21 protein-coding genes are annotated in these 26,625 nt (G+C 58.5%); 15 read left to right on the top strand and 6 right to left on the bottom strand.

Annotated features, from left to right (window positions below; translation table 11 throughout):
* Nucleotides 1-47: 47 nt before the first annotated feature.
* A complete protein-coding gene (locus tag SH292x_RS07260) occupies nt 48-2,123 on the top strand; it encodes a hypothetical protein (RefSeq protein WP_442484928.1) in 2,076 nt (691 codons plus the stop codon).
* 34 nt (nt 2,124-2,157) lie between these two features.
* Here SH292x_RS07260 and SH292x_RS07255 read toward each other — a convergent pair whose 3' ends face one another.
* Nucleotides 2,158-4,500: a tetratricopeptide repeat protein gene (locus SH292x_RS07255; RefSeq protein WP_442484927.1), complete on the bottom strand. Its 2,343-nt coding sequence runs from the start codon at nt 4,498-4,500 to the stop codon at nt 2,158-2,160.
* A 302-nt stretch (nt 4,501-4,802) separates the two neighbouring features.
* Between SH292x_RS07255 and SH292x_RS07250 the strand changes: the two genes are divergently transcribed.
* From SH292x_RS07250 to purB, 3 genes are all read left to right on the top strand, one after another.
* Nucleotides 4,803-5,471 carry a hypothetical protein gene (locus SH292x_RS07250; protein WP_442484926.1) on the top strand — a complete coding sequence of 223 codons (669 nt, stop codon included), beginning with the start codon at nt 4,803-4,805 and terminating at the stop codon, nt 5,469-5,471.
* Nucleotides 5,472-6,175: 704 nt separating this feature from the next.
* Nucleotides 6,176-7,579, top strand: coding sequence for an HD domain-containing protein (locus SH292x_RS07245; protein WP_442484925.1), 1,404 nt, complete (start codon nt 6,176-6,178; stop codon nt 7,577-7,579).
* A gap of 61 nt (nt 7,580-7,640) precedes the next feature.
* Nucleotides 7,641-9,068: an adenylosuccinate lyase gene (gene purB / locus SH292x_RS07240; RefSeq protein WP_442484924.1), complete on the top strand. Its 1,428-nt coding sequence runs from the start codon at nt 7,641-7,643 to the stop codon at nt 9,066-9,068.
* A 60-nt stretch (nt 9,069-9,128) separates the two neighbouring features.
* Here the strand turns inward: purB and SH292x_RS07235 are convergent, their stop codons facing one another.
* The 5 genes from SH292x_RS07235 to flhA all read right to left on the bottom strand — a co-directional run bounded on the left by SH292x_RS07235 (nt 9,129) and on the right by flhA (nt 14,463).
* Nucleotides 9,129-9,923 (bottom strand): FliA/WhiG family RNA polymerase sigma factor, encoded by a 795-nt coding sequence (locus tag SH292x_RS07235; RefSeq protein ID WP_442484923.1) that lies wholly within the window; start codon nt 9,921-9,923, stop codon nt 9,129-9,131.
* Between the two features lie 107 nt (nt 9,924-10,030).
* A complete protein-coding gene (locus tag SH292x_RS07230; RefSeq protein WP_442484922.1) occupies nt 10,031-10,267 on the bottom strand; it encodes a hypothetical protein in 237 nt (78 codons plus the stop codon).
* A gap of 277 nt (nt 10,268-10,544) precedes the next feature.
* Nucleotides 10,545-11,159 carry a hypothetical protein gene (locus SH292x_RS07225; RefSeq protein ID WP_442484921.1) on the bottom strand — a complete coding sequence of 205 codons (615 nt, stop codon included), beginning with the start codon at nt 11,157-11,159 and terminating at the stop codon, nt 10,545-10,547.
* 39 nt (nt 11,160-11,198) lie between these two features.
* Nucleotides 11,199-12,335, bottom strand: a complete 1,137-nt coding sequence (gene flhF, locus SH292x_RS07220; RefSeq protein WP_442484920.1) for a flagellar biosynthesis protein FlhF — start codon at nt 12,333-12,335, stop codon at nt 11,199-11,201.
* A 40-nt stretch (nt 12,336-12,375) separates the two neighbouring features.
* On the bottom strand, nt 12,376-14,463 hold the full coding sequence (gene flhA, locus SH292x_RS07215) for a flagellar biosynthesis protein FlhA (protein WP_442484919.1): 2,088 nt from the start codon (nt 14,461-14,463) through the stop codon (nt 12,376-12,378).
* 284 nt (nt 14,464-14,747) lie between these two features.
* On the opposite strand from flhA, the gene mdh reads away from it, so the two are divergent.
* The 11 genes from mdh (at nt 14,748) to SH292x_RS07160 (ending at nt 26,617) form a co-directional block, all read left to right on the top strand.
* Complete coding sequence (gene mdh, locus SH292x_RS07210; protein ID WP_442484918.1) at nt 14,748-15,692, top strand: malate dehydrogenase; 945 nt, start codon at nt 14,748-14,750, stop codon at nt 15,690-15,692.
* Nucleotides 15,693-16,060: 368 nt separating this feature from the next.
* Nucleotides 16,061-16,807 carry an alpha/beta hydrolase gene (locus SH292x_RS07205; protein WP_442484917.1) on the top strand — a complete coding sequence of 249 codons (747 nt, stop codon included), beginning with the start codon at nt 16,061-16,063 and terminating at the stop codon, nt 16,805-16,807.
* 155 nt (nt 16,808-16,962) lie between these two features.
* On the top strand, nt 16,963-19,419 hold the full coding sequence (locus tag SH292x_RS07200; protein WP_442484916.1) for a tetratricopeptide repeat protein: 2,457 nt from the start codon (nt 16,963-16,965) through the stop codon (nt 19,417-19,419).
* 44 nt (nt 19,420-19,463) lie between these two features.
* On the top strand, nt 19,464-19,955 hold the full coding sequence (locus tag SH292x_RS07195; RefSeq protein WP_442484915.1) for a hypothetical protein: 492 nt from the start codon (nt 19,464-19,466) through the stop codon (nt 19,953-19,955).
* A gap of 14 nt (nt 19,956-19,969) precedes the next feature.
* Nucleotides 19,970-20,878: a sensor histidine kinase gene (locus SH292x_RS07190; RefSeq protein ID WP_442484914.1), complete on the top strand. Its 909-nt coding sequence runs from the start codon at nt 19,970-19,972 to the stop codon at nt 20,876-20,878.
* A gap of 15 nt (nt 20,879-20,893) precedes the next feature.
* Nucleotides 20,894-22,270: a sigma-54-dependent transcriptional regulator gene (locus tag SH292x_RS07185; RefSeq protein WP_442484913.1), complete on the top strand. Its 1,377-nt coding sequence runs from the start codon at nt 20,894-20,896 to the stop codon at nt 22,268-22,270.
* A gap of 228 nt (nt 22,271-22,498) precedes the next feature.
* The gene (gene flgB / locus SH292x_RS07180) at nt 22,499-22,930 is read left to right on the top strand and encodes a flagellar basal body rod protein FlgB (protein ID WP_442484912.1); all 432 of its coding nucleotides are present in this window, start codon (nt 22,499-22,501) and stop codon (nt 22,928-22,930) included.
* Nucleotides 22,931-22,973: 43 nt separating this feature from the next.
* On the top strand, nt 22,974-23,384 hold the full coding sequence (gene flgC / locus SH292x_RS07175) for a flagellar basal body rod protein FlgC (protein WP_442484911.1): 411 nt from the start codon (nt 22,974-22,976) through the stop codon (nt 23,382-23,384).
* A gap of 44 nt (nt 23,385-23,428) precedes the next feature.
* Nucleotides 23,429-23,728: a flagellar hook-basal body complex protein FliE gene (fliE, locus tag SH292x_RS07170; protein WP_442484910.1), complete on the top strand. Its 300-nt coding sequence runs from the start codon at nt 23,429-23,431 to the stop codon at nt 23,726-23,728.
* 68 nt (nt 23,729-23,796) lie between these two features.
* Nucleotides 23,797-25,416 (top strand): flagellar M-ring protein FliF C-terminal domain-containing protein, encoded by a 1,620-nt coding sequence (locus SH292x_RS07165; protein WP_442484909.1) that lies wholly within the window; start codon nt 23,797-23,799, stop codon nt 25,414-25,416.
* 40 nt (nt 25,417-25,456) lie between these two features.
* Nucleotides 25,457-26,617 (top strand): FliG C-terminal domain-containing protein, encoded by a 1,161-nt coding sequence (locus SH292x_RS07160; protein WP_442484908.1) that lies wholly within the window; start codon nt 25,457-25,459, stop codon nt 26,615-26,617.
* Nucleotides 26,618-26,625: the final 8 nt, after the last annotated feature.

Below are 26,625 nucleotides of genomic sequence, written 5' to 3'. Positions count from 1 at the left end.
TGGTGCCAACTAGGTATTCCTGTCAAGAAGTAGCGAATCGTAAGAAGATGGCAATCTTTCAGAATCTGGCAGCCGAAGTAAAGAAAGAGGCGGAGGTCTACATGGATCGTGGCGTCCTATCATCACCCCGCCCTCAAGAATACGTATCGCTGGGTAGCAGCACCCCGGCGCGCATCAGGACGAACAAGACGGAGCGGAGGGGCCCCAACGTGAAGCAGGCGATTAAGACCGGAGTGGTGCGGGCGTGTGCAGGACTCGCGTTTATCCTTGCATGCAAAGCTCAGGCAGCCGCTCCGGGGAGCGAGAAGCTGCTTCCAGCCACCACCGTTGCTTACGTCAGCATTGCGAATGCTGACGACTTCGAGCAGCGCTTCAAGCAGACGCAAATCGGGCAGTTTGCGCAAGACGAAAGCCTGAAGCCGTTTATCGATCACCTGAAGAAGACGGTTCCCAAGAAGTTGGGCGACATCGAAGAGCGCGTCGGCGTATCGCTGCAGGACCTGCAGAACATCGCGAGCGGCGAACTTGCCTGGGGCATTGTGAACCGCGAGACCGGACGTGCCGCTTCGATTCTGGTGGTGGACACCACCGGCAACGATGCCCAGCGCGATGAGGTGATCAAGAAGCTTGACGAGTACTTAGTGGGGCTGAAGGCGACCAAGAGCACCAGCGAAGCGGGTGGCATCACCATTCAGCAATACGACGTGCCTCCACAAGGCGACGACAAGCCCGCCCGCACCGCGGCGTACTTCGTACATGAGAACCTCCTGTGCGTCTCCGACAACGCCGGTGCGGTCGCTGAAGTAGCAGGTCGCATGTCGGGCAGCGCCACGGATGCCGTCGATTCGATCGCCGAGTACCAAGCGGTGCTCAACAAGTGCCAGAGCGACGCCGGCATTCCCGAGGCCAACGTGACTTGGTTTGTCCGCCCCTTCCCACTGGCGGACGCGATTCGCACCATCCGGCCTCGCACTCGCGAAGGTGAAGACCGCGTTGAGCAGCTTCGCAAGCAAGGCTTTGACGCCGTGAAGGCCGTTGGCGGATTGGTCAACGTCGCGCCAGATCCGAAGCACGACTTCATCCATCGCACTGCCGTCTTCGCCCCGCCCGTGAAGGGTGCGCCCGAAGGGCAGAAGTACCTGCTGGGCATGAATATCTTCAAGACGCCGAACTCCAGCGATCTGACGCTCCACAATTGGACGCCGCGGATGATCGCTCGCTACACAACCGTGAACATCGACCTGCTAAACGCGTTCGACAACATCGACACGGTGTTCGACTCGATGATTGCAGGCTACGAAGGTGCCTTTAAGACGGCCATGGATCGATTTAAAGACGATCCATTCGGCCCACGAATCGACTTTCGTAACGATATTGTCGCCAGCCTTGGCACCCGCGTCTGCATGATGACGGACTACACGCTACCTATCGAAACTGATAGCGAGCGATTCATGCTCGCGATCGACGTGAAGCCCGAAAAGGCCGAAACGCTCAAGGTCGCGATCGGCAAGTACCTAGAAAAAGACGGGTACTTGAAGAAGGACCTCGAAGGCCGCGAGATTTGGGAATTCCAACCAGAAGAGGTCGAAGAATTCGACATCGGCCTCGACGACGGCGCGCTAGTGCCCGAGGGCGAAGGCGATGCGGGTGGCGACGAGCGTCTGCTGACTCGCTCGGCCGTGTGCGTCGACGCCGGCCAGTTGTTCATTGCTTCGGACGTCGAGTTCCTTCGATTGGCGTTCAAGCAAGCTTCGGAAAACGAATCGCTGGCCGAAAGCTTCGACTACATTGCCGTGAAGGACGCTCTGGCCAAGCTCGCTCCTAAGGAGCAATGCAGCTGGTCGTTCACGCGGACCGACGAGACGATCCGCCCGACTTACGTGATGCTGAACGAGAATCGCCTGCCGCAAAGCGAATCGTTCTTCGCCCGGTTGCTCAACGAACTGCTCACCACGCCTGCGGACCAAAAGAATCAGTTGCTCCGCGAGCAAAAGCTGGATGGCCGCGAGCTACCGAGCTACGAACTCGCCCGCCGCTACTTCGGTCCTAGTGGCCGGAGCGTCCGCGCGGACGAAGACGGCTGGTTGATGACGGGCGTGCTGCTCAATAAAGCGGAGAACTGAAGCACCAGGGCCGAGACGGCTGGTGTGGCGGTTCTCAAGGGTCGGTGATCTTCGCCCAGTAAGGGCGCTGGCGGTCGCCTCGCGTGCGTGCGTCTTCGAGGATCACAGCAAGGTCGGGTCGCACCGTGCGATCACGTGGACCGATGCGACGGCCATTGAGCGTCACTTCCATCGGCTTGGTGAAATCGACGATTTCGGGACTTAGCCACACGGTGGTTCGTTCGGCTTGGTGAAAGACGCCGACTTTGTTGGTCTCATACTGACGTCCACGGACTTGGGTGGGTCGCGTGCCACGTTCGGGGGGCCAGGTTTCTGGTAAGACCATTGAACGCTCGGGAAGTCCTTCAAGCTCTAACCACCAGAAGAAGCTGTCCCACGGCCTCATGCTTCGGCACTCGAACTCCGTAGGGGCTGGGCGTCGCACGCGGCGGTTCATCCAATCGAACAGCCGCTGAATTTCATCTTGGTACGGTTCGTGGCCACGACCTCGGTATTCTACTAGCGTCGCCGTCCCAGGTACTCGAGGGCGCAGGTAGAAGTCGAGTTGCGACGCGTTATGCTCGATGTTGTCGCCATCAAGTTCGCCATCGACGAAGTACCAATCGACGTACTTAGAGTTGTCGCGGTATCGCGAGCAGTACTTGTCGGCGCGGGCCAGGAAGGGCATGACACCCGCCCAAAGATCAGGATGCGCCAGGCCGATGTCCCACGCCGCGTTGCCGCCGATGCCGTGGCCGGTAAGGAACACCCGATCGGTATCGATGGAGAACCGTCGCATCGCATCGCGAAGCGTACCGAGCACGGCTTGGTGCTCGCGAAGCGAACTGTTGTAGGTGGCCTGATGGGGCTCGAGCCAATCAACGGCGATCACGATGTAACCGTGACGCATCGCTTGGCCCATGCGTCCGAGCGTGGGGTGTGCGCCTCCTGCCCAGTAGTCGAGCTGCAACTCGGGTTGGTAGCCATGCCCGTTGAGGGTGATGATCGTGGGATAGCTTCGCAGGGGATCGTAATCGGGAGGCAATTGCACCAGATAGCGAATCGCGCCACTCGGAGGTGCCAGTTCCAGCGATATCTCGTAGAACCGAACACCGCGTTCGCTTCCCTCTGGAATTTCTTCGGGAGGACGAACCAGCTTCAGTATCTGCGCGACGCGTTCGGGCGTACCACCTTCCAGATCGCGGATCTCGGCCAGCAGCTGCGCGCGGCGTGCCGCTTCATCTTCGCATAGGTACTCCAGCACCTTATCGCGAACCTGTAGCAGCGAAGACGCGACCGCGTAATTGTCGGTCGCTTCGGTCGATCCCAGCAGCCAACCGCTCATCGCCAAGGCGACCTTTGCTTCGCTGGTAAGCGTCTCGTCGTCAGCAAGTTGCAGGAAAGCTGCGGCGCGATCGAGCGTGCTGTAGGTAAGATCCCGCTGCGCTTCGGCAAGGAACGACTGCGCAGTCTGGGCGTGGATCTCGTCCTTGATCTCCTTGATCTCTTCGCCCAACCGCTCCAGAAACGCTTGCTTGCGAACGGCCAGCTGATCGTACTCGGTCATCACCTCGCGAACTTGCTGAAGCGTCTCGCCCGCAACTTCTTCGGCGGGGAATCGCGGCAAAAGTGCTTGCACTAAATTGTGCTGACCAGCGGTGCGGCGTAATTCAATCTCTTTCAGGATACTGCGTGCACCGAGCTGCCGGAGCTGGCGGATGTTCTCCGAGAGTTCGCTTCGCTCCGGAAAGTCCGCGAGTACTTGCTCTAGTTCTTTGCGTGCTTCCGGATAGCGTTCGGCCTGCAAGTAAAGCTGCACGATCTGAAGCCGTGCTTCGTAGTCCTTCGCATCGATCGCCTGATGCAGGATCGCGGCAAGCTCGTCGGGCGGAATCGAGCTGGTCGCGAGCCGCATGTCCCACTGCACTGCTTTGGGGCTGCCGGTAAGACTTTGCACGCGAACGAATTCGGGCGTGATTTCTGTAATGCCTTGAATGATGGAGAGCGCGCCACCAGGAGCCTGCATATGAAAGGTGCGTCGGCCGAACGGATCCCATGGATCGGCGCCCAGTCTTGGACCGACGCTCACCACCCCACCACCGTGCTCCGCAACGTTCTGCCACAGGCGGATCATTGCTTGCCGGGGTTCGTCGCCTTCGACGAGCTCCTTAATGTCTTTCTTTGCAAAGTAAGTCCGCCGCAACCCATCGTCGACCATCAGAATAGGCGCGACATTGACTTCGCCCGCCATCGGCCGTGGATTGGTGGGATCCTCGGCAATGCCAGAGAGCATGGTCGGTTTACCAACCAGCACGCGACCGTCATTCAGCCGCACCGTGGCACCCCAGGCGGGGAGTGCCATGAACAGGGCGAGCAATGTCAGAAGGCGAAGTGGCACGGGGAGAGTCGTCGACAGAGGAGGGGAAACGAGCAAATGCTCTTCAAAAGGGCATCCTTTTATTGTCGCCTACCACCCACAGGGGTCAATCAGTCCGCCAGCGCAGGAATGGGAAACGAGGCCCAATTGCGCGGGTTGGTGGGGTTCTGGTGGTAGAGGGGGCATCATTGGAGTCGCTGACGGCGGACAGTTTATTCCCCTTTTTGCAGGAGCTGAATTCCGCGGTTCTAGAAATAGGGCTCTACGAGCCCGTTTCGTACTTGCCGCAGGGGTGAATTTCGACTCCACTAGCACGTTCGACAATGGCCAAGGAGGCACTGGCTTCCGCCGAGCAACTTCTTCCCGACCGAGGTGCCGCCGTGTCCCAGTTCAACGATCCCTCGAATCCATTTGCTGCCCCCGTTGCGTCGTCCACGGCCGGGGCCACGGAGTTACCACCGGGTGAACGGGGTCCAATGCCGACATCGGTGATTGTGGCACTAGTCGCTACCGGATTGATGGTCCTTTTATCAGCGATTGGGAGCGTTGGACAACTCGCAGCAGGCGAGCCGGCGATTGGCTCGCTCATTTCCGTCGTGATTGGCATCCTCATCCTGCTGGGCATCGCTAAGGGACATCGCTTGGCCCATCAGTGGGGGCGCATTCTGGTGGGGATCGGCGCCGTTCTCTACACCTTGGGTGCCGGGTTTGGTGTCGTCGGGGTAATGATGATCGCCAACAATCCAGAGATCCTGGGTGCCGACGCGCCACCCGAACTTCAGAACATCGACCTCCGTACGGCTGCCATGGTAGGCATCGCCTTCCTCTTCGGTTTTGTCCTATTGTTGTGGACCATCTTTTTCTCTTTGGGGACCAAGTCGGCAAGGCGATATTTTCGTCTCGTTTGTCCAAGCTGTGGAAATACAAAGGTCAAAGCAAACGACTTCTTTTTCAATCGCGGTAAGTGCAAACGCTGCGGGGTCGTCTGGTAACCGCGTGCTGCGATTGGGTGTCCCCTTGACCGAACGATGATGGAGGATGCACGCCGCGTAGTATCGACGCTGGAATGCACGGTCATCCAAAGGGATCAACATGCAAAGCGACTCGGCCTCCGAATCCCGATACGATCCTCGAATCGGGTTACCGGCGAGCGTGGTGGTCGCCATTTCGTGTTGGATTCTGCTCACGGCCCTTGCCACCTGGCAGCTCGCAATGATGCTCGCCCAACAACCGCGTGGAGGTCCCCTTGTCGTATGGTCGTTGCTGACCATCTCGGCGTTGGGATGTGTACTGGCGATGTTCTGGCGACCCCATCAAGTGACCTGTTGGTGGGTTCGATTTTTCAGCACGATGTTGGGAGTTTTCGCGCTATTACCCCTCCTCTTCGTCTTGGTGGTCTTGGCCTTCGTGATGCTAGGCGGAAACTTGGGGCAAGGCATCGGCACTCCCGTCGCCCTGCTCGGCATCGTTGGCGTAGCTCTCCTACCTCCAGCCGCGCTTGCATGGACCTGCCGCTACGCACTTGGCAGAGCTAGCGCCCGCCGCTACTTCGAAGTTTGTCCGGCTTGCGCAGCGAGATTCACAGCGCCTGTCCAGTTTCTGATGGCTAGGATGGAATGTGACGATTGTCGGCGGGACTAGGGAATCGGAGGGCGGTCCCTTCTGTTTACCCCAAGCGTCGGCCAAAATATGCGGTATGAAGGACCTGCAACGCGAGAGTTTGTGCCACGACCCGATCCACGGGTACATCCCCTTTTTGTCGATGGTTCCGGCCGGCGAGGTGGCCGAGCGGACCCTGCTGGACCACCCATGGGTGCAGCGGATGCGGCAAATCCATCAGCTCCAAACCGCCTGGTGGGTCTACCCGTCGGCCGAGCACACCCGTTTCCAGCACATCGTCGGTGCGATGCACATGGCGAGCCGGGTCATTGACCGGCTGTACGACAGCCTGGAGGAGACTTGCCCCGACGTGCCCAGCCGGGGGTACGTCGAGTGCCTAAGCCGTGTATCCGCCCTGCTGCACGACGTAGGGCATGGGCCATTCGGGCACTTCTTCGACGCCCACTTTCTGAAGAACTACGGCCTGACGCACGAGATCCTCGGCGCGAAGATCATTACCGACGAACTTGGGCACTTGATCCGCGGCATTCGCGAGTGCCCCAATAGCCGGATGAACGACGGCGAGCAACTCGACCCACTGCAAGTCGCGATGTTGATCCAGCGCCCCAAGACAAACGACGCCCATGAGCATCCCCGTTGGTTGGTGATGCTGCGGAGCTTGTTCTGTGGTCTCTACACGGTGGACAACATGGACTTCGTGCTTCGCGACGCCTACATGTCGGGCTACAGCAATCGCGCGTACGATCTCGATCGATTGCTGCGCTACAGCTTCTTCAGCAAGCAAGGTCTAACGATTCACCAGAAGGGCATGAACGCCTTGGTGAAGTTCATGCAGACCAAGAGCGAGTTGTTCCGCGCGGTCTACTTCCATCGCACCGTCCGCGCAATCGATAAGACGCTTGGCGATTTGTTTCGCGACAGTCGAGACTTGCTGTTTCCGGGCAACCCCATCGAGCACCTGGACGAGTACCTGCACTTCACGGAGTGGTCGCTGCTGATCGACGTGTCGCGATGGCCAAAGTCAAACGACGATCGGACACGGGAGATGGGTCATCGCTGGGCGAGACTGCTGGAACGGCAAGTGGACTGGGTTTGCATTGAAGACCGCAACCAGACGATTCGCGAGGGGGATAGCGAAGCGGCCAGCGTGTTCAGCGACGCGGGTATTCTTGAACAGGCGCTCCGCGCTAAGCTGCCCGCCGAAATGCGCGACATGGAAATGCAGATCGACTTGCCACGCCATATCTACCGTCCCGATGCCTTGGCGGCCACCGCGGGGCAGAACTTTCAGTACAATCCTTCGACCGACAAAGTTTATCCGCTGACCGACGACCAGTTATTCAAGCAACTGCCGATTGCCCATCGCGCTTGCCGAGTTTATTTGCGAAAGCAACATACGCCGGTCGAGGCGCGGGCCGTAGGTGCGGCACTCGATGCCATCGTAGGCAGCCGCAGTGAAGACGACTTGACCAATATGTAGCGCGGAAATACTTCCGTTCTTAGAACTCCATTTAGCGGAATGAATTCCGTCTTACGAAGCCATGAATCATCACGAGTACTACGAAAACCCATTGATCTCTCGCTACGCCTCGCGGCAGATGGCGGCCATCTGGGGCGATCAGAAGAAGTTCAGCACTTGGCGGCGACTATGGGTCGCGCTTGCCGAAGCCGAGGCGGAACTCGGTTTGCCAATCGCCGAAGCGCAGCTCGACGAGCTTCGAGCCAAGGTCGACGACATCGACTTTATCGCCGCCGCGGCGTACGAGAAGCGGCTGCGACACGACGTGATGGCCCACGTGCATGTGTATGGCGACCAGTGCCTGCGTGCCAAGGGCGTCATCCATCTGGGTGCCACGAGCAACTACGTGGTCGACAACACCGATCTGATTCTCATCCGCGAGTCGCTTGAGCTACTGCGTGGGCGACTGATGGCGGTGATCGAAGCTCTCGCGCAGTTCGCTACCGAGCACCGCGACCTTGCAACTCTCGGGTTCACGCATCTGCAGCCCGCCCAGCCAACGACGATGGGCAAGCGTGCAACGCTGTGGGCATACGACCTAGTGATGGACCTGGCTGAGGTCGACCACCGTCTCGAAACCCTGGCGGCTCGAAGCACGAAGGGCACTACTGGAACTCAAGCAAGCTTCCTTGAACTGTTCGATGGCGACCACGAAAAGGTGGTGAAGCTCGAACGCCGCGTTGCCGAGAAGATGGGCTTCGAAAATGTCTATGCGGTCACCGGCCAAACGTACCCGCGCAAGGTTGACCATCAGATTCTCAGCACCTTGTCGGGCATAGCAGCAAGTTGCCACAAGGCGGCAACCGACATTCGCATCCTGGCGCACCGCAAGGAGGTTGAAGAGCCTTTCGAAAAGGAACAAATCGGCTCCTCGGCCATGGCCTACAAGCGGAACCCGATGCGTTCGGAGCGCATTTGCGGGCTGGCAAGATTTGCTATGAGTCTCGAGTCAAGCGGTGCCAACACGCACGCCACTCAGTGGATGGAGCGAACGCTTGACGACAGCGCGAATCGACGATTAACACTCCCGCAAGCGTTTTTGGCGATCGACGCCATTCTGTCGATCTACCACAACGTGGCGAGCGGACTGGTCGTTTACCCACAGGTGATTGCGAAGAACCTGAATGAAGAGCTGCCGTTCATGGTCACCGAGAACATCCTGATGCAAGCCGTGACGGCAGGTGGTGATCGTCAGGAACTCCACGAGCTGATCCGCCAACACAGCCAGGACGCAGCGGCCGTGGTGAAGCAACAAGGCAAGCCCAACGACCTTTTGGAGCGGCTCAAGAAAGACAAAGCGTTTTCGAAAGTCGACATCGCGGCGGCTGTGAATGCCCAGTCGCTGGTCGGCCGGGCACCGGAGCAAGTCGATGCCTTTATCGCCGAGCTGATCGATCCGTTGCGTGCGAAGTATGGCACCGGGGCGAACGCCGAAGACTTACGGGTGTAAACGAACAAAGCCGCGGCCAATGGCCGCGGCTTCGAACGATCTTGCGATGACGAGCGATCCCTAAGCGGTCGCGCCGAACTCGGGGCGGCGGCGGCCAAGCTGTCCTTGCAGGCGATTGACGATCGCGCTGTGCATTTGGCTGACGCGGCTTTCGGACAGATCGAGCGTGGCACCGATCTCTTTCATCGTCAGTTCCTCGTAGTAGTAGAGGATGATGATGAGCCGCTCGTTGCGGTTGAGGCCCTTGGTGACAAGGCGCATCAGATCCGACTTCTGAATCCGCTTGGTGGGGTCTTCGCCCTTCTTGTCTTCGAGAATGTCGATCTCGCGGACATCCTTGTAGCTGTCGGTCTCGTACCACTTCTTATTGAGGCTCACGAGGTTCACCGCGTTGGCGTCGGTGATCAGCTTCTCGAGCTCCTTGACGTTGATGCCCATCTGATCGGCGAGTTCGTTCTCGTTGGGCGAACGGCCGAGGCGAGCTTCGAGCTGCTTGACGGCTTCGTTCAGCTTGCTGGCCTTGCTTCGGACCAAACGAGGCACCCAGTCCATGGTACGCAGCTCGTCGAGCATGGCACCGCGAATACGAGGCACACAGTAGGTCTCGAACTTCACGCCGCGATTCATGTCGAAGGCGTTGATGGCGTCCATCAGTCCGAACACGCCAGCCGAGATCAGGTCGTCCAGGTCGACTCCATCGGGAAGACGCGACCAGATGCGTTCGCCGTTGTACTTCACCAGGGGCAGGTACTGCTCGACAAGGCGATTCCGCAGCATCTTATTGTCGGGGTCGGCTTTGTACTGCAGCCAAACCTCGCCAATTTCTTCCTTCGATGCAATAGTCGTCGTGGCCATTCGGTCCTCCGTGATTCCACTAGCGCGCCACATCATGTGGCGCGAGACGTCTTAGTTTTAGATTAGATGGGGAGTTGGATATGCGTAGATGTAGTTCAGGCTTGGCGTCAACTCGCCATAGGTGATTGATTCGCTTCAAACTGCGCTTCGAGTCGCTGACGAACTGCTCCGTCGACTGTGGTCTGAGCAATGCTGCCCAGTACAAAGCCAATGACTGCGAAGATGGCCATCGCCGTGACCGCCGAGAGCACGGTGCCCTCGACTCCGCCACTCGCGATCACGCCTCGCGTCAAGGTGACAGCTGCAGCCAGGTAGCCAAGGACTCCGGCGTAAGCTCGACCCATGAATCCACCGTGTGATGCCGTTAAACTTCATCCACTCTCGCCATTTTGCCGCTTGTGAGCGCGGGATGGCTATGTCGGAAGTTATCGGCATGGGGAGAATTCTGGCTTGAGGCATTGTCGACAGATTCGCGAAACTGCCTAGCAATGCGTGTCGGTCGTGCGTGCACGAAGCGGGCGCGGACAAGTCGTCGAGAACGAGCGTCATACGCGTAGGAAAAGGGGATTGCTAGAGAAAAGGTTGTCACGTTGCGATGGATTGCAACGTGACGCGCGGGGGTTATAGCTCGTTAGCCGAGTGCGCGGCAATAGGATTGTTAAGACTGCGTTCTGCTACCGGTGCCATCATTGCAAGTCGCTCAACGAGTGCTGACACTTCGGCGGCGTCGCTCAGGCTGGCACCATCGATCAAAGTAATACCAGCAATACTCGCTAATAAGAAACGCTGGCACGTCTGCGACAATCTCTGTGCGGAAACAAACGCCGTGGGTGGGTCGTCGTCTGTAAACACCACGAGTTCAAGAGGTGGTAGCGGCGTGTGCAGCGCTACGTCTTTGAGCTTCTTGTAAGTTTCGACCACCGATTCGTCATCAGAGTGCGTAAGAACAATCTGGACGGAAGCACGATGCCAGTGATCAAAGTCCTCGCTCTGATACTCGCCGGCGACTTGGAAGACTTGCCAGTCGACCGCGGAACTCAGCGAGTTGCCGGATCGGACATCGGCGGTGCGAATTCCTCGCGCTCCGCATTGGTTGCGAAAGCGATGAACAAACTGTTGCGACTCATCGCTCCGCGCTGGTGAGTACACGACCAGCAAGGGCGGACCGGTAGCCACGGTTGCGGCATAGCGAGCGGCGCTTACCAACTGCCTGAGTTTCGCGGCTTGATCGTCCATCGAACCGACCTCGTGGGACTGCACCTTACGGCATGAATACTAATAATTGGCCACGGCACCAAACATTTGATCGGCGAGCGACGCAGCCGACGCAACCGCGATATCGTCCGGTACATTCTGCCCGGTGGTCAGGTAGCTGAGTGGCAACGGGCAGTTGCGGAACAAGGTTAGCAGATGTCCTAGACTCATGGCCTCGTCCAGCTTCGTGAGCAAGAGGGAAGTCGCCCCCACCTGGGCAAATTGCTCAGCAGTTTTTACCAGACTCCTAGAAGCGGCGGTGCTCGAGAGCACTAAATGCACCTCGTCCGCACGAGCCTCACCGAGCATCGATTTGAGTTCCTGAATCTGCACCTCGTCGCGTGGACTACGGCCGGCCGTGTCGAGTAGCACCAAATCGAGATCGGTCATCCGGCTCACCGCCTCGCGCATCTCGCGCGGGGTGGCGACCACTTCCATGGGTAAGTCGATGATATCGGCGTAAGTTCGTAGTTGCTCAACCGCAGCCACGCGGTAAGTATCCACTGTTATGAGTCCGACACGCCGCTTGTCGCGAAGGCGAAAGTTGGCTGCCAGCTTGGCGACAGTGGTTGTTTTTCCGACACCCGTGGGACCAACAAGTGCGACGAGTCGCCTCTCACCGGGAGTAATGCGAATCGGACCGGTAGTTTGAATCTGCCGCGTCACCAATTCCCGAAGCCGGTCCGCCGAATCGAACTGAGCACCACCACGCCCGTCCGCACCCAATTGGTCGATCAATTCGCGAGCCGTTGCTTCTTCGACATCGGCCTCGATCAAGTCGGTGTAGGCCTGAAACATACCACGAGGCAGTTCGTTCGAACCGCGGTCGGCTCGTGCCTCACAGAGTTGCTCAACCATCGACCGAAGGCTGCCAATTTGCTCGGCAAGCTCGTTGTCGAGATTCGCACGATAACGAGCACGGTAGTCGATCTCCTCATGCAACGACGGCACCGCGGCCGTGATCCGTTCTACAACTACAGGTTCCGGAGCGGGCGCCGGCATAGCAACCACTTCCACCTGTCGGCCGACGAGCATTCGACCCAAGAGGCTCCGATTCACCTCGCGAGTATGGACTACGGATGCGTCACTACCAAACTCGCTGCGAACGAGTTCGAGTGCCTGCTGCATCGTCTTCGCGCGGAATGATTTCACTTCCATGTCAGCCCCAACCAGTTGCTAAAACACTCTTTGAAGAATACTAAACGGCATCGGTGACCAAACCGTGTGTCACCACTTTGGTATCGCGGGTAATCTCGTTGAAACTCAGCACCGCTAGTTGAGGCAGGTGATTCTCAGTGAGCTGCTTGAGTGCCGCACGAATCTGTGGGCTTACCAACACGATCGGCGCGTGATTTTCCGTCACCAACTTCTCAACCTGCTGTCGGATTCGATTGCAAGTGGTCTCCACTGCTTGCGGCGACATCCGAATGAAAAGCCCTCGGTCGTTATGCTCCGAGCCCGCGCGGACACGGTCCTCGAGAGCAGGATCGAGCGCCACCACGTGCAGCGCGCTCTCGCCATCTCGATAACGTGTGCAAATCTGCCGAGCGAGGCGATGCCGGACGTACTCGGTGAGCAGCACCGGATCCTTGGTCCGCTGCGCGTAGTCGCCGAGGGTCTCGAGTATCAACGCGAGCTGACGAATCGATACTTGCTCGCGAAGCAGCATCTGCAATACCGTCTGGACTTCGGCGAGCGACAACGTGCCCGGAATCAACTCGTCGACCACCGCCGGCGAAACCTTCTTGAGTTCGTCGATCAAGTGCTTGGTCGCATCGCGATTGAGAATCTCGTCCGCGTGACGACGACAGACTTCAGTTAGGTGCGTCGCAAGCACGGCGGCAGGCTCGACCACTGTGTAACCGTAAAGTTCTGCCTGGTCCTGCAATCCTGGTTGAATCCACTTTGCATCCGTGCCGAACGCGGGATCCTTGGTCGGTATGCCATCCACCTCGCCAGTGGTCATTCCCGAATCGATGGCCAGCAGTAGACCAGGCTCGACGGTGGCTTGTTCGATTGGCATGTCGGCGATCTTGATACGATACTCGTTTTGCTCCAACCGCATATTGTCGCGGATGCGGACTTTGGGCATCACTAGACCAATCTCGGCCGCCACGTTGTTTCGCACACGCCCCACCCGGTCGAGTAGGTCGCCGCCACGATTGGGGTCGGCGAGTCGAATCAGCCCCACGCCAAGTTCGATCTCCATCGGATCAACGGCCAGAAAATCTTCGACACGTTCTTCTTTAGGAGGGGCAGCGGCTGTTCTATCGGCCGCGGCGTCTTCGACGCGCTTCGCCTTCTCTTTATTCGTGAGCAATCGCGACATTCCGAGACAAGCGGCGCCTAGAGTCACCAGCGGCACCGCTGGCAGGCTCGTGAAGACCAGCACACCCAGAAACCCAGCCGTCACGACGAGTGCCTGTGGCCGCGAGAACAGTTGATCCATGAACTGCTGCGGCATGTTCGACTTGGCAGTGCTCCGCGTGACGAGCAAACCAGCCGCCAACGAAATTAAGAATGCAGGCACCTGGCTCACCAAACCATCGCCAATGGTGAGCCGCGTAAACAGCGACGCGGCTTCGGCGAGGTCCATTCCCATCTGGGCCATGCCGATGATGAGGCCGCCCATAATATTGATGAGCGTAATAATGATACCGGCAATTGCATCGCCACGGACGAACTTGCTGGCACCATCCATGGCACCATAGAAGTCGGCCTGCTGCGTAACCTCTTCGCGGCGACGTTGGGCTTCCTTCTCGTCGATGATGCCAGCGTTCAAATCGGCGTCAATCGCCATTTGCTTGCCAGGCATGCCGTCCAAGGCAAACCGCGCGGCCACTTCGCTAATGCGCGTCGCGCCTTTGGTAATCACCACAAACTGGATGATCACGATGATGACGAAGATGATCAAACCAACGACCACCTGGCCATTTCCCGCAACGAAGTCGGCGAATGCCGTGATAACGCTGCCAGCGGCCTCGAGTTTGTCGGTGCCAGCGCGGGTGAGAATCAACCGCGTAGTAGCGACGTTTAGCACCAGTCGGGCAAGCGTCGTCGCCAAAAGCAACGAAGGAAAAATACTGAACTCGAGCGGCGTGCGAACGTAGATGGTCGTCAGGAGAATGATCACCGCCACGGTGATATTCGTGGCGAGTAGTACGTCCAAGAGCTCCGGAGGCAACGGCACCAGGATCACCAGCACGCTGGCCATGAAGCCCAGCGGCAGGATCAATTCCTGACCGCGGCGAAGCCAGCCGAAGATGGATGAAGTGGCGTTGGACATGCGTACGTCAGCGTGGCTTGAAATGCCGACCAATGATGAAAAAACCCGGTTTGAGTCAGGCGGCGGACGGTACTCGATGCGCCGTCGGCTGTCCAGATCGGCAGCATTCACCGCAAACTCGACCGCCGTGCCCTACTAGTCGCCGGGCGGATGTGGCACACGGACCGTGCGAAAATGGAGGCTACTTGCGGCCCTTAGCCATCGCGCAGATACTCAACAGTAGACGGTGTGCAACCAGTGCTAGCCGGTGATTCGCGAATTCATGCAGTTGGAGGGTAGGCAAGATGCGTCGAGCGAAGATTTCGATCGTTGGAGCGGGCAATGTTGGTGCAACCACGGCGCATTGGTGTGCCGCCGCCGAGCTAGGCGATATCGTGCTTCTGGACATTCCAGGTGACTTTGCCGATATGCCGCGTGGCAAAGCGCTCGACCTGATGCAAGCATCGCCCATCTTTGGTTTCGACGCCAACGTCGTCGGCACCAACGACTACGCCGACACCGCCGGTAGCGATGTGGTGGTCATCACCGCTGGCATCCCGCGCAAGCCGGGAATGAGCCGCGACGATCTGCTAGCAACCAACGCAAAGATCATGACCGCGGTCTGCGAGCAGGTGAAAGTTACCAGCCCCGATGCCGTGGTGATCGTCGTCAGCAATCCGCTGGACGCCATGGTCCAGCGAGCACTTCAGGTCACTGGATTTCCCCCTTCCCGCGTTATTGGTCAGGCCGGTGTGCTCGACACCGCACGGTACCGCACGTTCCTGGCCATGGAGCTCGGTGTCAGCGTCGAAGACATCAGCGCCCTGCTGATGGGTGGCCACGGCGACACCATGGTGCCCCTACCAAGCTGCACCACCGTGGGCGGAATTCCTGTCACCCAGCTTATCAGCCCAGAACGACTCGAAGAAATCGTCGATCGCACTCGTAAGGGTGGCGCCGAGATTGTGGGCCTGTTGAAGACAGGTAGCGCTTATTACGCTCCAGCCGGCGCAACAGCACAAATGGTGGAAGCAGTGATTCGCGACAAGAAGCGTCTTATTCCTTGTGCCGCTTACTGCGATAAGGAATACGGCGTCGGTGGTTACTACGTCGGTGTGCCTGTCATTCTTGGTACCGGGGGCGTGGAAAAGATCATCGAGCTGAAGCTCACCGACAGCGAATCGGCTGCCTTCAAAAACAGCGTTGATGCGGTGAAAGAGCTTGTTTCCGCGATGGCCAAGCTTGTTTAATTGTCAACCACCCAACCTAGCTAGCAACGCCGGCCGAACTAGGCCGGCGTTGACACTTACCCACCGGTTCGATTAGAGTCGGCTTCATCACTAAGTTTGACTTGGTGGATGAGGCGATCCAATCGCTTCATTGGCGGTAGGAGTCATGGCCATCGTTCCCTTACGAACGTTAGCCTCACGCAAGCATGTCAAAGACCTCGACAGTCGATTCTATGCCTCGCTATCCTGCCACACTCGACGTGAGCTCCGCTAGTTTGGTGCTCTGCGTTATATTCTGCCGCGTCCATGGTGCCACTGGACGTTATCCGATTTCAAACGACCCAGCAGTTACAGCTGTTCGTCCATAGTCCCGCCCGAGAACGTGCATTATGAACCGACTTGCCGTCCAAGCAGCAAGCGATCACCAATGGCAAAAACTAATCCCCACCCTTCCCGATAACGCGATGGCGACCGCACTGGTCGAACAGCGTGTTCGCTCAGCCCTAGCGGCTCCAGTGGCATCGTTCTTGCCACTGAATTACGAGCCCGGCTACGCCTATCCTCTATTGGTTTGGCTTCACGATCGTGGTGGTAGCGAGCGTCATCTGCCGCAGGTCATGCAGCATTTGAGTACACAGAACTTCGTGGCCGTCGCTCCGCGGGGCTCCCACGAGTGCAATCGTGTCATGAAGGGTCACCGCTGGGTTCAGCAACCCGCGGCTATTGCAGCGGCGGACGCCGCAGTGAGCGAGGCGATCCAATTAGCTCGCCAGGAGTTCAACATCCACAGCGAGCGAGTCTTCCTGATTGGTCACGGAGATGGTGGCTCCATGGCACTCCGTTTGGCGCTGCAATCGCCCCACCGATTCGCTGGCGCCGCTTCGCTCAATGGCCGACTTCCTCGCCGTCATGGCTTGCTTAGAAGCATCAATCGAGTGCGATCCCTGCCGCTGTTCATTGCGTCGGCTCGCGACTATCAAGGCTACCCCGAGTTGGCCGTTTGCAGTGATCTGCGACTTCTGCATTCTGCGGGTTGCAGCGTTTCGCTCCGTCAATACCCTGGCGACGATGACCTGACCACCTGCATGTTAGCGGACGTCAATCGCTGGGTGATGGAACACGTCTGCGGCAACTGAGCTCGGAAGTGGTGGCCCACTTCAAGCACCTACGGTGCTAGCATTCTTTTGCATTGACGCTAGTTTGCTGACTCTGTAGAAGCCATTCGGACGGACTGCGCTCACTCGCGAGCACGAAGCTTGCTGCGTTTTCCGCCGATGCCAAGGATGGCTAAGTGGCTGCTGCCGAACCTTCCAAATCGAACAACGACGCGCCGCCTCGCCAGCGCCGTACACTGATCGGCAGCATCCAGGCGGTGCGGCAATGGGCAAGCGCTAGTCCCATTCGTAGCATCGCCGTCGGCACTGGCCTGCTACTCTTAGTCGTCGGAACGGTGGGCACTTGGTTGTACTTGGCCGCCCTTACCGTTCAGAGCGGTATTCCGACCATTGACGATGCCCTGGCCGCCTACGATAAGCATGAGTGGGAAGAAGCGAGATATCTCGTCGCCCAAATGACCGACGCCGGGACGTTAACATCCCACGAGTACGGCGGCCCCCTCTTCGTGTTAGGAGCTACTAAAGCCGCAGAAGCCGACACGCACTGGTCTCCGGCCATGCGCCAGAGTCAGTACTTGATTGCTTCGAAGTACCTGCAGGAAGCCAAGTCGTGCGGATTTCCCAAGGGACGAACGGAAGAGGGTTGCTACTTGCTGGGTCGGTCGCTCCTTGAATGCGGCGAGACAGCGGCGGGGCTCGAGGTACTCGAAGAAGCCCTCGCGACCTCCAAAGGCGATCCGACACAACTGAACCTGTCATTAGCCACAGCCTGCATCGAGGCCGACCCTCCTGAATATCAAAAGGCGATGAAGCACATCGACGCAGCTCTTGAAGGCGAACACCTTACAGGCCGCGACCGAGTCACCACGCTTTGCAAGCGAATCGAAGTCCTTTCAAGGCTCGGAAGATTCAATGAAGCGCGGGCAACTTTGCAAGCAATCCCGAGCGATCAAATCTCTGCAAGCGAGCAAGCTCTAACTGCGGGTCGAATCGATGTCGAAGAACTTCGCCGGCATCTTGGCGTGCACCTCGATCCGGACGCTAGGCCTACAAAGCTTCACGACTCGGTGGCAGCCTCGATCGATCAGCTGAAACAAATCTCGCCATCCGACGACGCGGCAGAAGAGGCGATGCTGCTCGTCGGCGATGCCTACGCGCTCACTGGTGCGACGAACGACGCGATACGTCAGTTCGAGCGAGTCCGCAAGCTATTCACTTCTTCAACTGCTGGAGTCGCAGCGTCCGTGGGTGAGGGCGACTTGTATCGCGAGTTTAAGCGTGACGACGCTCAGGCCCTAACAGCCTATCGCCGCAGCCTGTCGATGCTCGAGAGTCCAAGCTCCTATCGCAATGCTTACCTGCCCCTGCACGACCTGCGCCAGCGAATGGTAGCCGCGCACGCCGATTTTCTTGCTCGGGACCAGTTCGAATCGGCGCTGACACTTGCTGAGCAGCTAGGCCCTCTACTTGGGAAGACCAAGCAGATAGAACTACTGGCGCACACTCGAACGGCCTGGGGGAAACATCTGATCGAGCACGCAGGCGAGCAGGGCGGCGACCGCCAGGCCGATCTTCATGAAGGGCGCCTTCGACTACGCGAAGCGGGACTTGAATACGAACAGCTAGCAAAACGTGAGTTTGCGACACGCAAGTACACCACCGCCGTCTGGGACAGCGCTCAAGCTTACTTCGACGGGCAAAGTTACTCGAGCGCGGCCCGCATGCTCGGTGACTACCTACGCAACGAGCCCGTGCAACGAAATGCACAGGCACTACTGCTGCTGGGGCAAGCCAACCTAGCACTTGGCAAAGCGGAAGACGGAATTCTCGCTCTCGAAGAGTGCATCGAGTTACACCCGCAGGACGCCGCGGTTTTCCGCGCCAGGCTTGATTGTGCCAAAGCGCTACGCGAAAACAGCCGTATTCGCGATGCTGAACAACTGCTGTTGGCGAATCTTCACAGCAGCGGCTTAACTCCCCAAAGCGCCGAGTGGCGCGAGTCGCTGTTCGAGCTCGGTCGACTGCTGCACGACACGGGCAACTTCGACGACGCGATCGACCGCCTATCTGAAGCAGTCGAGCGTGACATCGACACCGGCAAAGCACGGCTGGCGAACTACATGATTGCCGAGTCTTATCGGCAGGCTGCTAATAAGCCACTTGCAGATCTCGACAAGGCAAAAACAGCCAACGAGCGAGAAAGTAGCACCCGCGAAGTGCAAAAGCTGTTAAACGAGGCGCTACGACACTACGAAAAAGTTCGCAGCGACATCGCGGGTAGCAACTCGGTATCGCCCCTTGATCGGGCAATGCTTCGCAACTGCTACATGTTCAAAGGCTCGGCATTATTCGAACTTGGAAGAGTCGAAGGTTCACCCGAACGCTTCCGCGACGCCATTGACGAATTCTCGAACGTCTCGACCCTTTACCAGAACGAGCCCTTCGTTCTCGAGACCTTTGTCCAGATTGCCAACTGCCAACAGCGGCGAAAAGAGCCGGTGAAGGCGCGATTGAACATTGATCAGGCGCTGCAGTTGCTAGCGCAACTACCCGCTGACGCGGACTTCTTAGCGACCACAAATTTTACCCGCAGCGAATGGGAGCTGATGCTCACCGAAATGCGAAAGTGGTAACCAACGTACCGAGAAGCTGTTTTTCACCTGACCCGTTAGTTGCAATGACTGCCCTGGCCACCGACAATCTCGCCGAGTTGATTCGCAAGAAGCACCTCATTTTGGTGCAGCTTCGCGACATTGGTATGCGGCAGCAGAAGTTGGTCGACGAATCGGCCACAACGGCTTTGCTGCAACTGCTCGGTGCGAAACAACATCTTATCGCGGCGTTACAGATGGTCGAGCGAGGGCTCCGCCCCTTCCAAGCCGAAGACCCGGATAGCCGCGTTTGGCGATCTCCAGCAGATCGGTCGGCATGTGCGACCAAAGCCGCCGAGTGCCAGCAACTGTTGAGCGAAGTGATGGACTTGGAGCGGGCCCAAGAAGCTCGAATGACCGAACGTCGCGATGAAGTCGCCCAGCAACTTCGCCGTGCCAATACGGCCCATCAAGCTGCGGATGCCTACCAACAGCATCGCGGACCACACCATCGAGCGGTGGTCGCCGAAATGCCAAACGCCGATGTGCGTCTTGACCTGCTGGCGGGAGGTCGGTAGTGACGGTACCAAGCATGAACCAATCCACGCCACCATCGCCGAATAACGACGAAGCACCTCTGCTGAGGCTGGTGCACGCGCCGGTAGACGACGAGCTCTCGGCAGATAGCGACTTAGAAACGCTACTCGACGCCTGGAACATGGCCACCGAGCGGTTGGAAAGAACTCACACCGCACTTCACGCCGAAGTGGCAAGACTAAGTGACGAGCTAGAACGTAAGAACCGCGAGCTTGCGCGTAAGAATCGACTGGCCGACTTAGGGCAAATGGCTTCGCACGTGGCCCACGAGGTCAAGAACAATCTGGTACCCGTTACGTTAAACCTGAGTTTGCTTCGTCGCCGTCTGTCGGGCGACGTCGGGGCGCTCGAAACCCTGGCTCTTGTCGAGGCAGGGTTCTACTCCCTGGAGGCTACCGTGAACGATTTATTAAGCTTCACCGCCCATCGCCAACCACAACCCAGCAGCTTTCTTGTTGGCACGATGGTCGAAGAGATCATCGAATCGCTCATGCCGCAGCTTGATGCCCAGGCAGTCGACGTCGATCTGGACATCCCACCCAACACGGTGATGAGCGGCGATCGCGAGATGGTACGCCGAGCAGTGCTCAACCTGGTGCTGAACGCCCTGGACGCCATGCCCGACGGGGGCGATCTCGTCATCACCTCTTACGAGAACGACGAAGCGCTGGAACTTGAGGTGGCCGACAGCGGGGACGGCGTCCCCGAACAGTTTCGCCGCAAGTTGTTTGAGCCGTTTTTCTCAACAAAGAACACCGGTACCGGCTTAGGGCTGTCGATCGTCGAACACATCGCACAGGCCCACGGCGGCTCGGTATCGGTCACTAACTGCCCGGAAGGTGGCGCGGCTTTCACTCTGCGGTTTCCACGCCAAGGACGCGGACGCCTGGGAATGGCTGCCTAGATTATGGCTAGTGAAATGCCACGCATCTTGATTGTCGACGATCATGCTCGCGCCCGCGAGTCGGTCGCTCGTGCGCTGGAATCGACCGGCTACCGCGTGCATTCTTGTGCGAGTGCCGTTGAAGGCCTAGCGCATTTAAAATGCCACACTTGCGACGTGGTTATCACCGACCTTCAAATGCCTGGTATGGATGGCCTTGAGTTCATTCAGGAAATTGTGCGGCTTGCTATTTCCACCCAAGTGTTGATGGTGACCGCACACGCCAGCGTCGGCACGGCGGTCGAAGCCATGCGACTGGGAGCGTTCGACTACCTTGAGAAGCCTTTCGATATCGATCGGCTCGAAAGCGCCGTGGCCAGTGCTTGCTCGCAGGGTCGGATCGTAACAGGCGAGCATCGCGGAGAGACTGTGGGATCCAGCGATCGCTCCATGGTGGGTGAAAGCCTCGCCATGCAGTCGCTACGCCGGCAGATTTCCCAGATTGGCCGGACGGATGAAACCGTGCTTATCTGTGGCGAGAGCGGCGTTGGTAAAGAATTGGTTGCTCGCTCGCTGCATATGGCGAGTTCACGAGCCGGCAAGGAACTGGTTAGCCTTAACTGCCCCGTGCTTTCCGAGCAACTCACTGAGAGCGAGTTGTTTGGCCATCGTCGCGGAGCATTCACCGGTGCCGACGCAGATAGGGTCGGACGATTTGAGCTGGCACAGGGCAGCACACTTCTGCTGGACGAAATCACAGAAATCAATCTGGGCCTCCAAGCCAAACTGCTCCGCGTGTTGCAGGAACGAACCTTCGAACCAGTGGGCTCAAGCTCCAGCATTCAAGCTGATGTCCGCGTGTTGGCTTCGACAAACCGCGACCTTCGCCAAGAAGTAGCCCGTGGCCGGTTTCGTGAGGACCTCTTCTATCGACTGAACGTCGTGCCAATCGAAGTCCCACCGCTGCGCAATCGCCGCGAGGACATTCCTCATCTGGCCGCGCACTTCGTCGCGCAAGCGAACGCGCGACTCGGTGGCCCGCCACGCGAACTGGAAACCAACGCCATCGAGTTGATGGTCGATTACCACTGGCCGGGTAATGTTCGCGAGTTGCAGAACGTCGTGACACGTGCCTGCGTGCTAGCAGATCGAGAGAGCATCGCCGCGGACACCCTACGGCCCTGGCTTGAAGTGTCCCATGAAACGCCCCAGCCACCAACGGAACCGGTCGTACCTCTCGACATCACGCTCGCCGACCTCGAACGCCAAGTCATCTTGGCGACGCTCGAGAGGCACGCAGGCCATCGTGCGCGTACCGCGGCGGCTCTGGGAATTGGACTAAGAACACTAAGTGGCAAACTGCGAACCTACGGAGTTGCACCACGGGAAAGAGCCTTGGAGGACGCAGCTTAGTGGCTTGCTAGCGGCGAAAGCTGCCGATAGCAGGGCAACAATTGCCTTGTAAGCTGCGGAGATTGAGAGTCTGGCGACGACTTGGCAAACGCGAGAAGTGGCGAAAACAACTGGTTCTAGCGAGTCGGCGGGATTCCCCGGGCGAGCTCTGTGAGTTGGTACGCCCATTGCAAAGATCACCATGGCGCGGATGCGAATCGCACGCGCGAACCGAAGCGAAAGGCCCTCATGTTACCCACCTTGCTCAACCAGTCCTCCGTGCCTGTCCTAGAGCAGACCGTCAATTTTGCTCAGTCACGCCACGGAGTACTCGCAGGCAACATTGCCAACATTGACACTCCCGGGTACAAGACGCGGGACCTATCGCCTGAGTTGTTTCAAAAGAGCCTCAAGAGAGCCATCGAAGCTCGCAACGCGCCTCCCGAGCCCGAACTTTCACCTGGCTTGATGATGCCGCACGAACGCGAGCAGCACTTGGAGCAATTCGACGAGGTCAGCGAGTCCACCAAACACATCCTTTACCACGACCTCAGCGACGTTAGCCTCGAATCCCAAGTCGCCGAGCTTGCGAAGAATCAAAGTCTTCATAGCGTGGCGGTCAGTTTACTGTCGCAACAGTTTCGCTTGTTAGAGTCGGCCATCTCCGAACGGGTGGCTTAAGATGCTTACGGTTTCGACCTAAAACACTACGGGACATTAAACAATGTTTGGCAGTTTCGACATCAGCACAAGTGGCCTCGTCGCGCAGCGCATGCGCCTGAACGCCATTTCGTCCAACTTGGCGAACATGTCGACCACGCGAAACGAGTTTGGTCAGGCCGAGCCTTACCAACCTCGCTACGTCACGTTCCAGACGGACACCTCGATACACTCCTCCGGTGGTGGGGCTGGTGTAAAAGTCGGCAGCGTCGAGATCTCGAAGGCCGCGCCATTGATGAAGTACCAGCCCAGCCACCCCGACGCGGATAGCGAAGGCTATGTTCGCTATCCAAACGTCGACATGACCTTAGAGATGGTCGATGCAATGCAGGCCACGCGGGCGTACGAGGCGAATGTCGGTGTGCTGGAGATTTCCAAAGACATTACGCAGCAATCGCTTCGCATTATCGCCTAACAAGACAACGGTGACACCGCCCTCCCCTCCCCTCGCGTGCCATCATGAACAACATTGGCTCCCTCACCTCGACGACCTCGCTTCCAACCCTGCCCTCCGCAAAGGCACCGGGTGCGAGTGACTCGGCGTCGTTTAAGAACATGCTGGTGGACTCGATCAAAGAGGTGAACACCATGCAGCACGACGCCGACAAGGCGGTGGAAGCGCTGATGACAGGCGAGGATGTGAACCCAGCGGAAGTACTATCCGCTGTGCAGAAGGCCGATTTGGCGTTCAAGCTCACCATGCAGATGCGAAACAAAGCGATGGACGTGTACCGCGAAATCCGCGACATTCGCATCTAGCCCTGAATCGATGAAGCGAACGCCGGCAGGATGCTGGCGGATGTGATTAACTCCATGGACGGAACTCTGTGAACAATCTGATTGCCCAACTGCGCGATCTGTTTCAGTCGATGACTCCCGGTGCACGGATCACCGCTGGACTGCTGTTGGTAGTCGCCGTGGTAAGCGTCGCCTACCTGTTTCAGAACACCGCGGCCGGTCCCGACGCATTTCTGTTTGGAGGAGAGCGATTCTCACAGGGCGAGATCAACCGCATGGAAGCCGCCATGGCCGAAGCCCGGATTGCCGGCTGGCAGGTCGAAGGCAATCGCATCGCCGTACCAACCTCAAAGCAGCAAGAGTGTATTGCTGCTATCGCCAGTGCGGGTGCGCTGCCCGACAACTTCGCCACCTTCATGGATGCTGCAATCGATCGCGCGAGCCCTATGGAAAGCCGGCAGCAGTGGGAGCTTCGCACTAAAGTTGCTCGCGAAAACCAGCTCTCCTTGATCGTATCGAAGATGGACTGGGTGGAAAGTGCCCATGTGATGGTCGACATCCAGGAGCGTCGCGGCTTCAACCAGCGCAACAACGCCTCGGCGAGTGTTTTCATTACTCCCAAACCAGGCGAGGTCGTCGACCGAGTTCGTGCCCGTAACATCCAAAAGCTCGTGGCTGGTCCTTTTGCGAGCATGACGCTCGAAAAAGTAAACGTCACCAGTTCGAACGGCGACATCGGCGGCGGTGGCGAGCAAGTCTACGACGATCAGTACTTGCAAGCCCGCTCGGAAGTGATGAAGTCTTACCGTCAGTCGATTCTGACGGGGCTTAACTTCATTCCTGGCGTTCGCGTCGAAGTCAGTGCCGACCTCGACAACAAGAAATCGATGAACGTGACAACCATCACGCCGAGCGACGGCAAGACGGTCCGTTCTGAGACTCAGCGAGAAACCGAACAGTCCACCGTCAACGATGGTGGTGGACAACCTGGCGCACCGGCGAATGGCCCCAGCCGGCGCGGTCTGGAGGAAGGTTTGGCCCGCACCAATTCGTCGACCCTCGAGCGAGAGACTTCCACCGAAGAGAACGCAGTTGGCCAGGAAACCACGCAAGAGCTATTCGTCGGATTTAAGCCGAAAGAGCTTCGCGCCTCCATCGCCGTTCCTCGCGAGTACGTGCAAAGCATCTGGATGCAAAAGAATCCGGAAGGCGACCCCACCAAGCTGACCGACACCGAACGGCAAACGATGGAGAGCGCCCTTAAGCTCGACATCGAACGGTACGTTCAAAACATTCTGCCCCGACTCTCGCTCGGTGAGGATGAGTATCGTCAGGTGGAAGTGATCTTCATCGACTCCATCAAGCAGCCATTGCCCCCGGAACCATCGGTTGCCGATACGGCACTTGCCTGGACCGGTCAGTATTGGGGAACGCTCTCGATGCTCGGATTAGCGGGCGTGAGTTTGCTGCTTCTCCGTTCGGCAATTCGCCCCTCGACCAACACGGGCCCGACGGCTGCTCCTGCAATGGAAGTCGACTTCGGTAGCAAGACCAACGAAGCGAGTGATAGCCAAGACCCCCAAGGGGAGCGGCCCAAACTGCGCATCAAGAAAACCGAATCGCTGAAAGAGGATTTGAGCGAGATGGTCCGTGAAGATCCAGACGCCGCTGCGAGCATCCTTCGAGGCTGGATCCACAACGCTGCTTAACTGACACACTCACTCCTGACACGACTCGCCCGCATCTGCCATGACCACCGAAGTTTCCAACTCGCTCCGCAAAGCCGCCGTACTGCTTCGCAGTCTCGACGCCGATTCGGCCACGGTGCTGTTGTCACAGCTATCGGCTGACGAAGCTCGCGCCGTGCGACAGGCCATGCGTGAACTGGGCGAAGTGGACCCGCTGGAGCAGGAAGAGCTTCGCGACGAACTTCGTGGAGGTCGCGGTGTGAGAGAGCCAGACATGTTCGGCGGCGTGGAACTCGATTTTTCCATCGAGGCAAATGACATCGGCAGCCATTTCGATCGCTTCCCTGCTCCCGTGCCAGCACCGCGCGAACCCCAGCCGTTTGACTGGCTCGAAGGGAATGATCTTCCGACGCTCGCCGCAATGCTCGACCGCGAGCACCTGTCGACTGTGGCGGTTGTCCTGTCGCACCTACCACCAGACCGCGCCAGCCAGGTCTTGGCTGCCCTGCCGATCAGCCGACGTGCGGCTGCACTAGAACGCCTCGCCGATCTTGGTGAGTCGGACCGTGCTAGCCTTGAAGTCATCGAACGGCAGTTGGCCGACTGGATTGCCACCCAGAAGGCCGAACGTCAACGCCGAGCCGATCGCCTGCGATCGATTCAAGCCATTCTAGAACACTCACCCCGCGCGACGTGTGATGCGGTGCTAAGTGAACTAGCTCGCTCCAATCAGTCCTTAGCGGCGGAAGTCGGCCCGGCTCCTGCCCCACTTCCCCCACGCCAGACGTCGATCCGCGATTTCGCGACGCGCACCTACGGCGAGCAAGCGGGGTCGCTTTGGCAAAGTCGCCGCGAGCAACCTCCCATGGAAGCCCCGGCACCTACGCCTACTGCAATCGTTGTCGCGGAGAAAGTCGCTGCGCCCCCGGTGCCCGAGACTCCTTTCGAAATCGTTGCCACGCTGAACGCGAAGCAACTGACCGAACTATTCCGGCACTGCTCAGTGGACCGTGTCGTACTGGCTCTCGCGGGGGCATCCGATGCGATCTGCCAACAAGTCGAACGCCAGCTCCCGAAGTCGATCGGCAGAGAGCTACGCCGGCGAATGCACTCGCTGGCCTCGGTCCGACTGTCGGACCTGGCTCAAGCGCAGCGGGATGTGGCGACGAAGGCCGCAGAGCTGTTCCAAGACGCCGACGCTCCCCAGTTTACGACCAACTAGTTAAGCAC

Source organism: Aeoliella fuhlenseeensis, from assembly GCF_052161615.1.
Classification (GTDB): Bacteria; Planctomycetota; Planctomycetia; order Pirellulales; family Lacipirellulaceae; genus Aeoliella.
The sequence above is the reverse complement of the archived record's forward strand: the minus strand, read 5'-3'. Positions and strand labels throughout refer to the sequence as shown.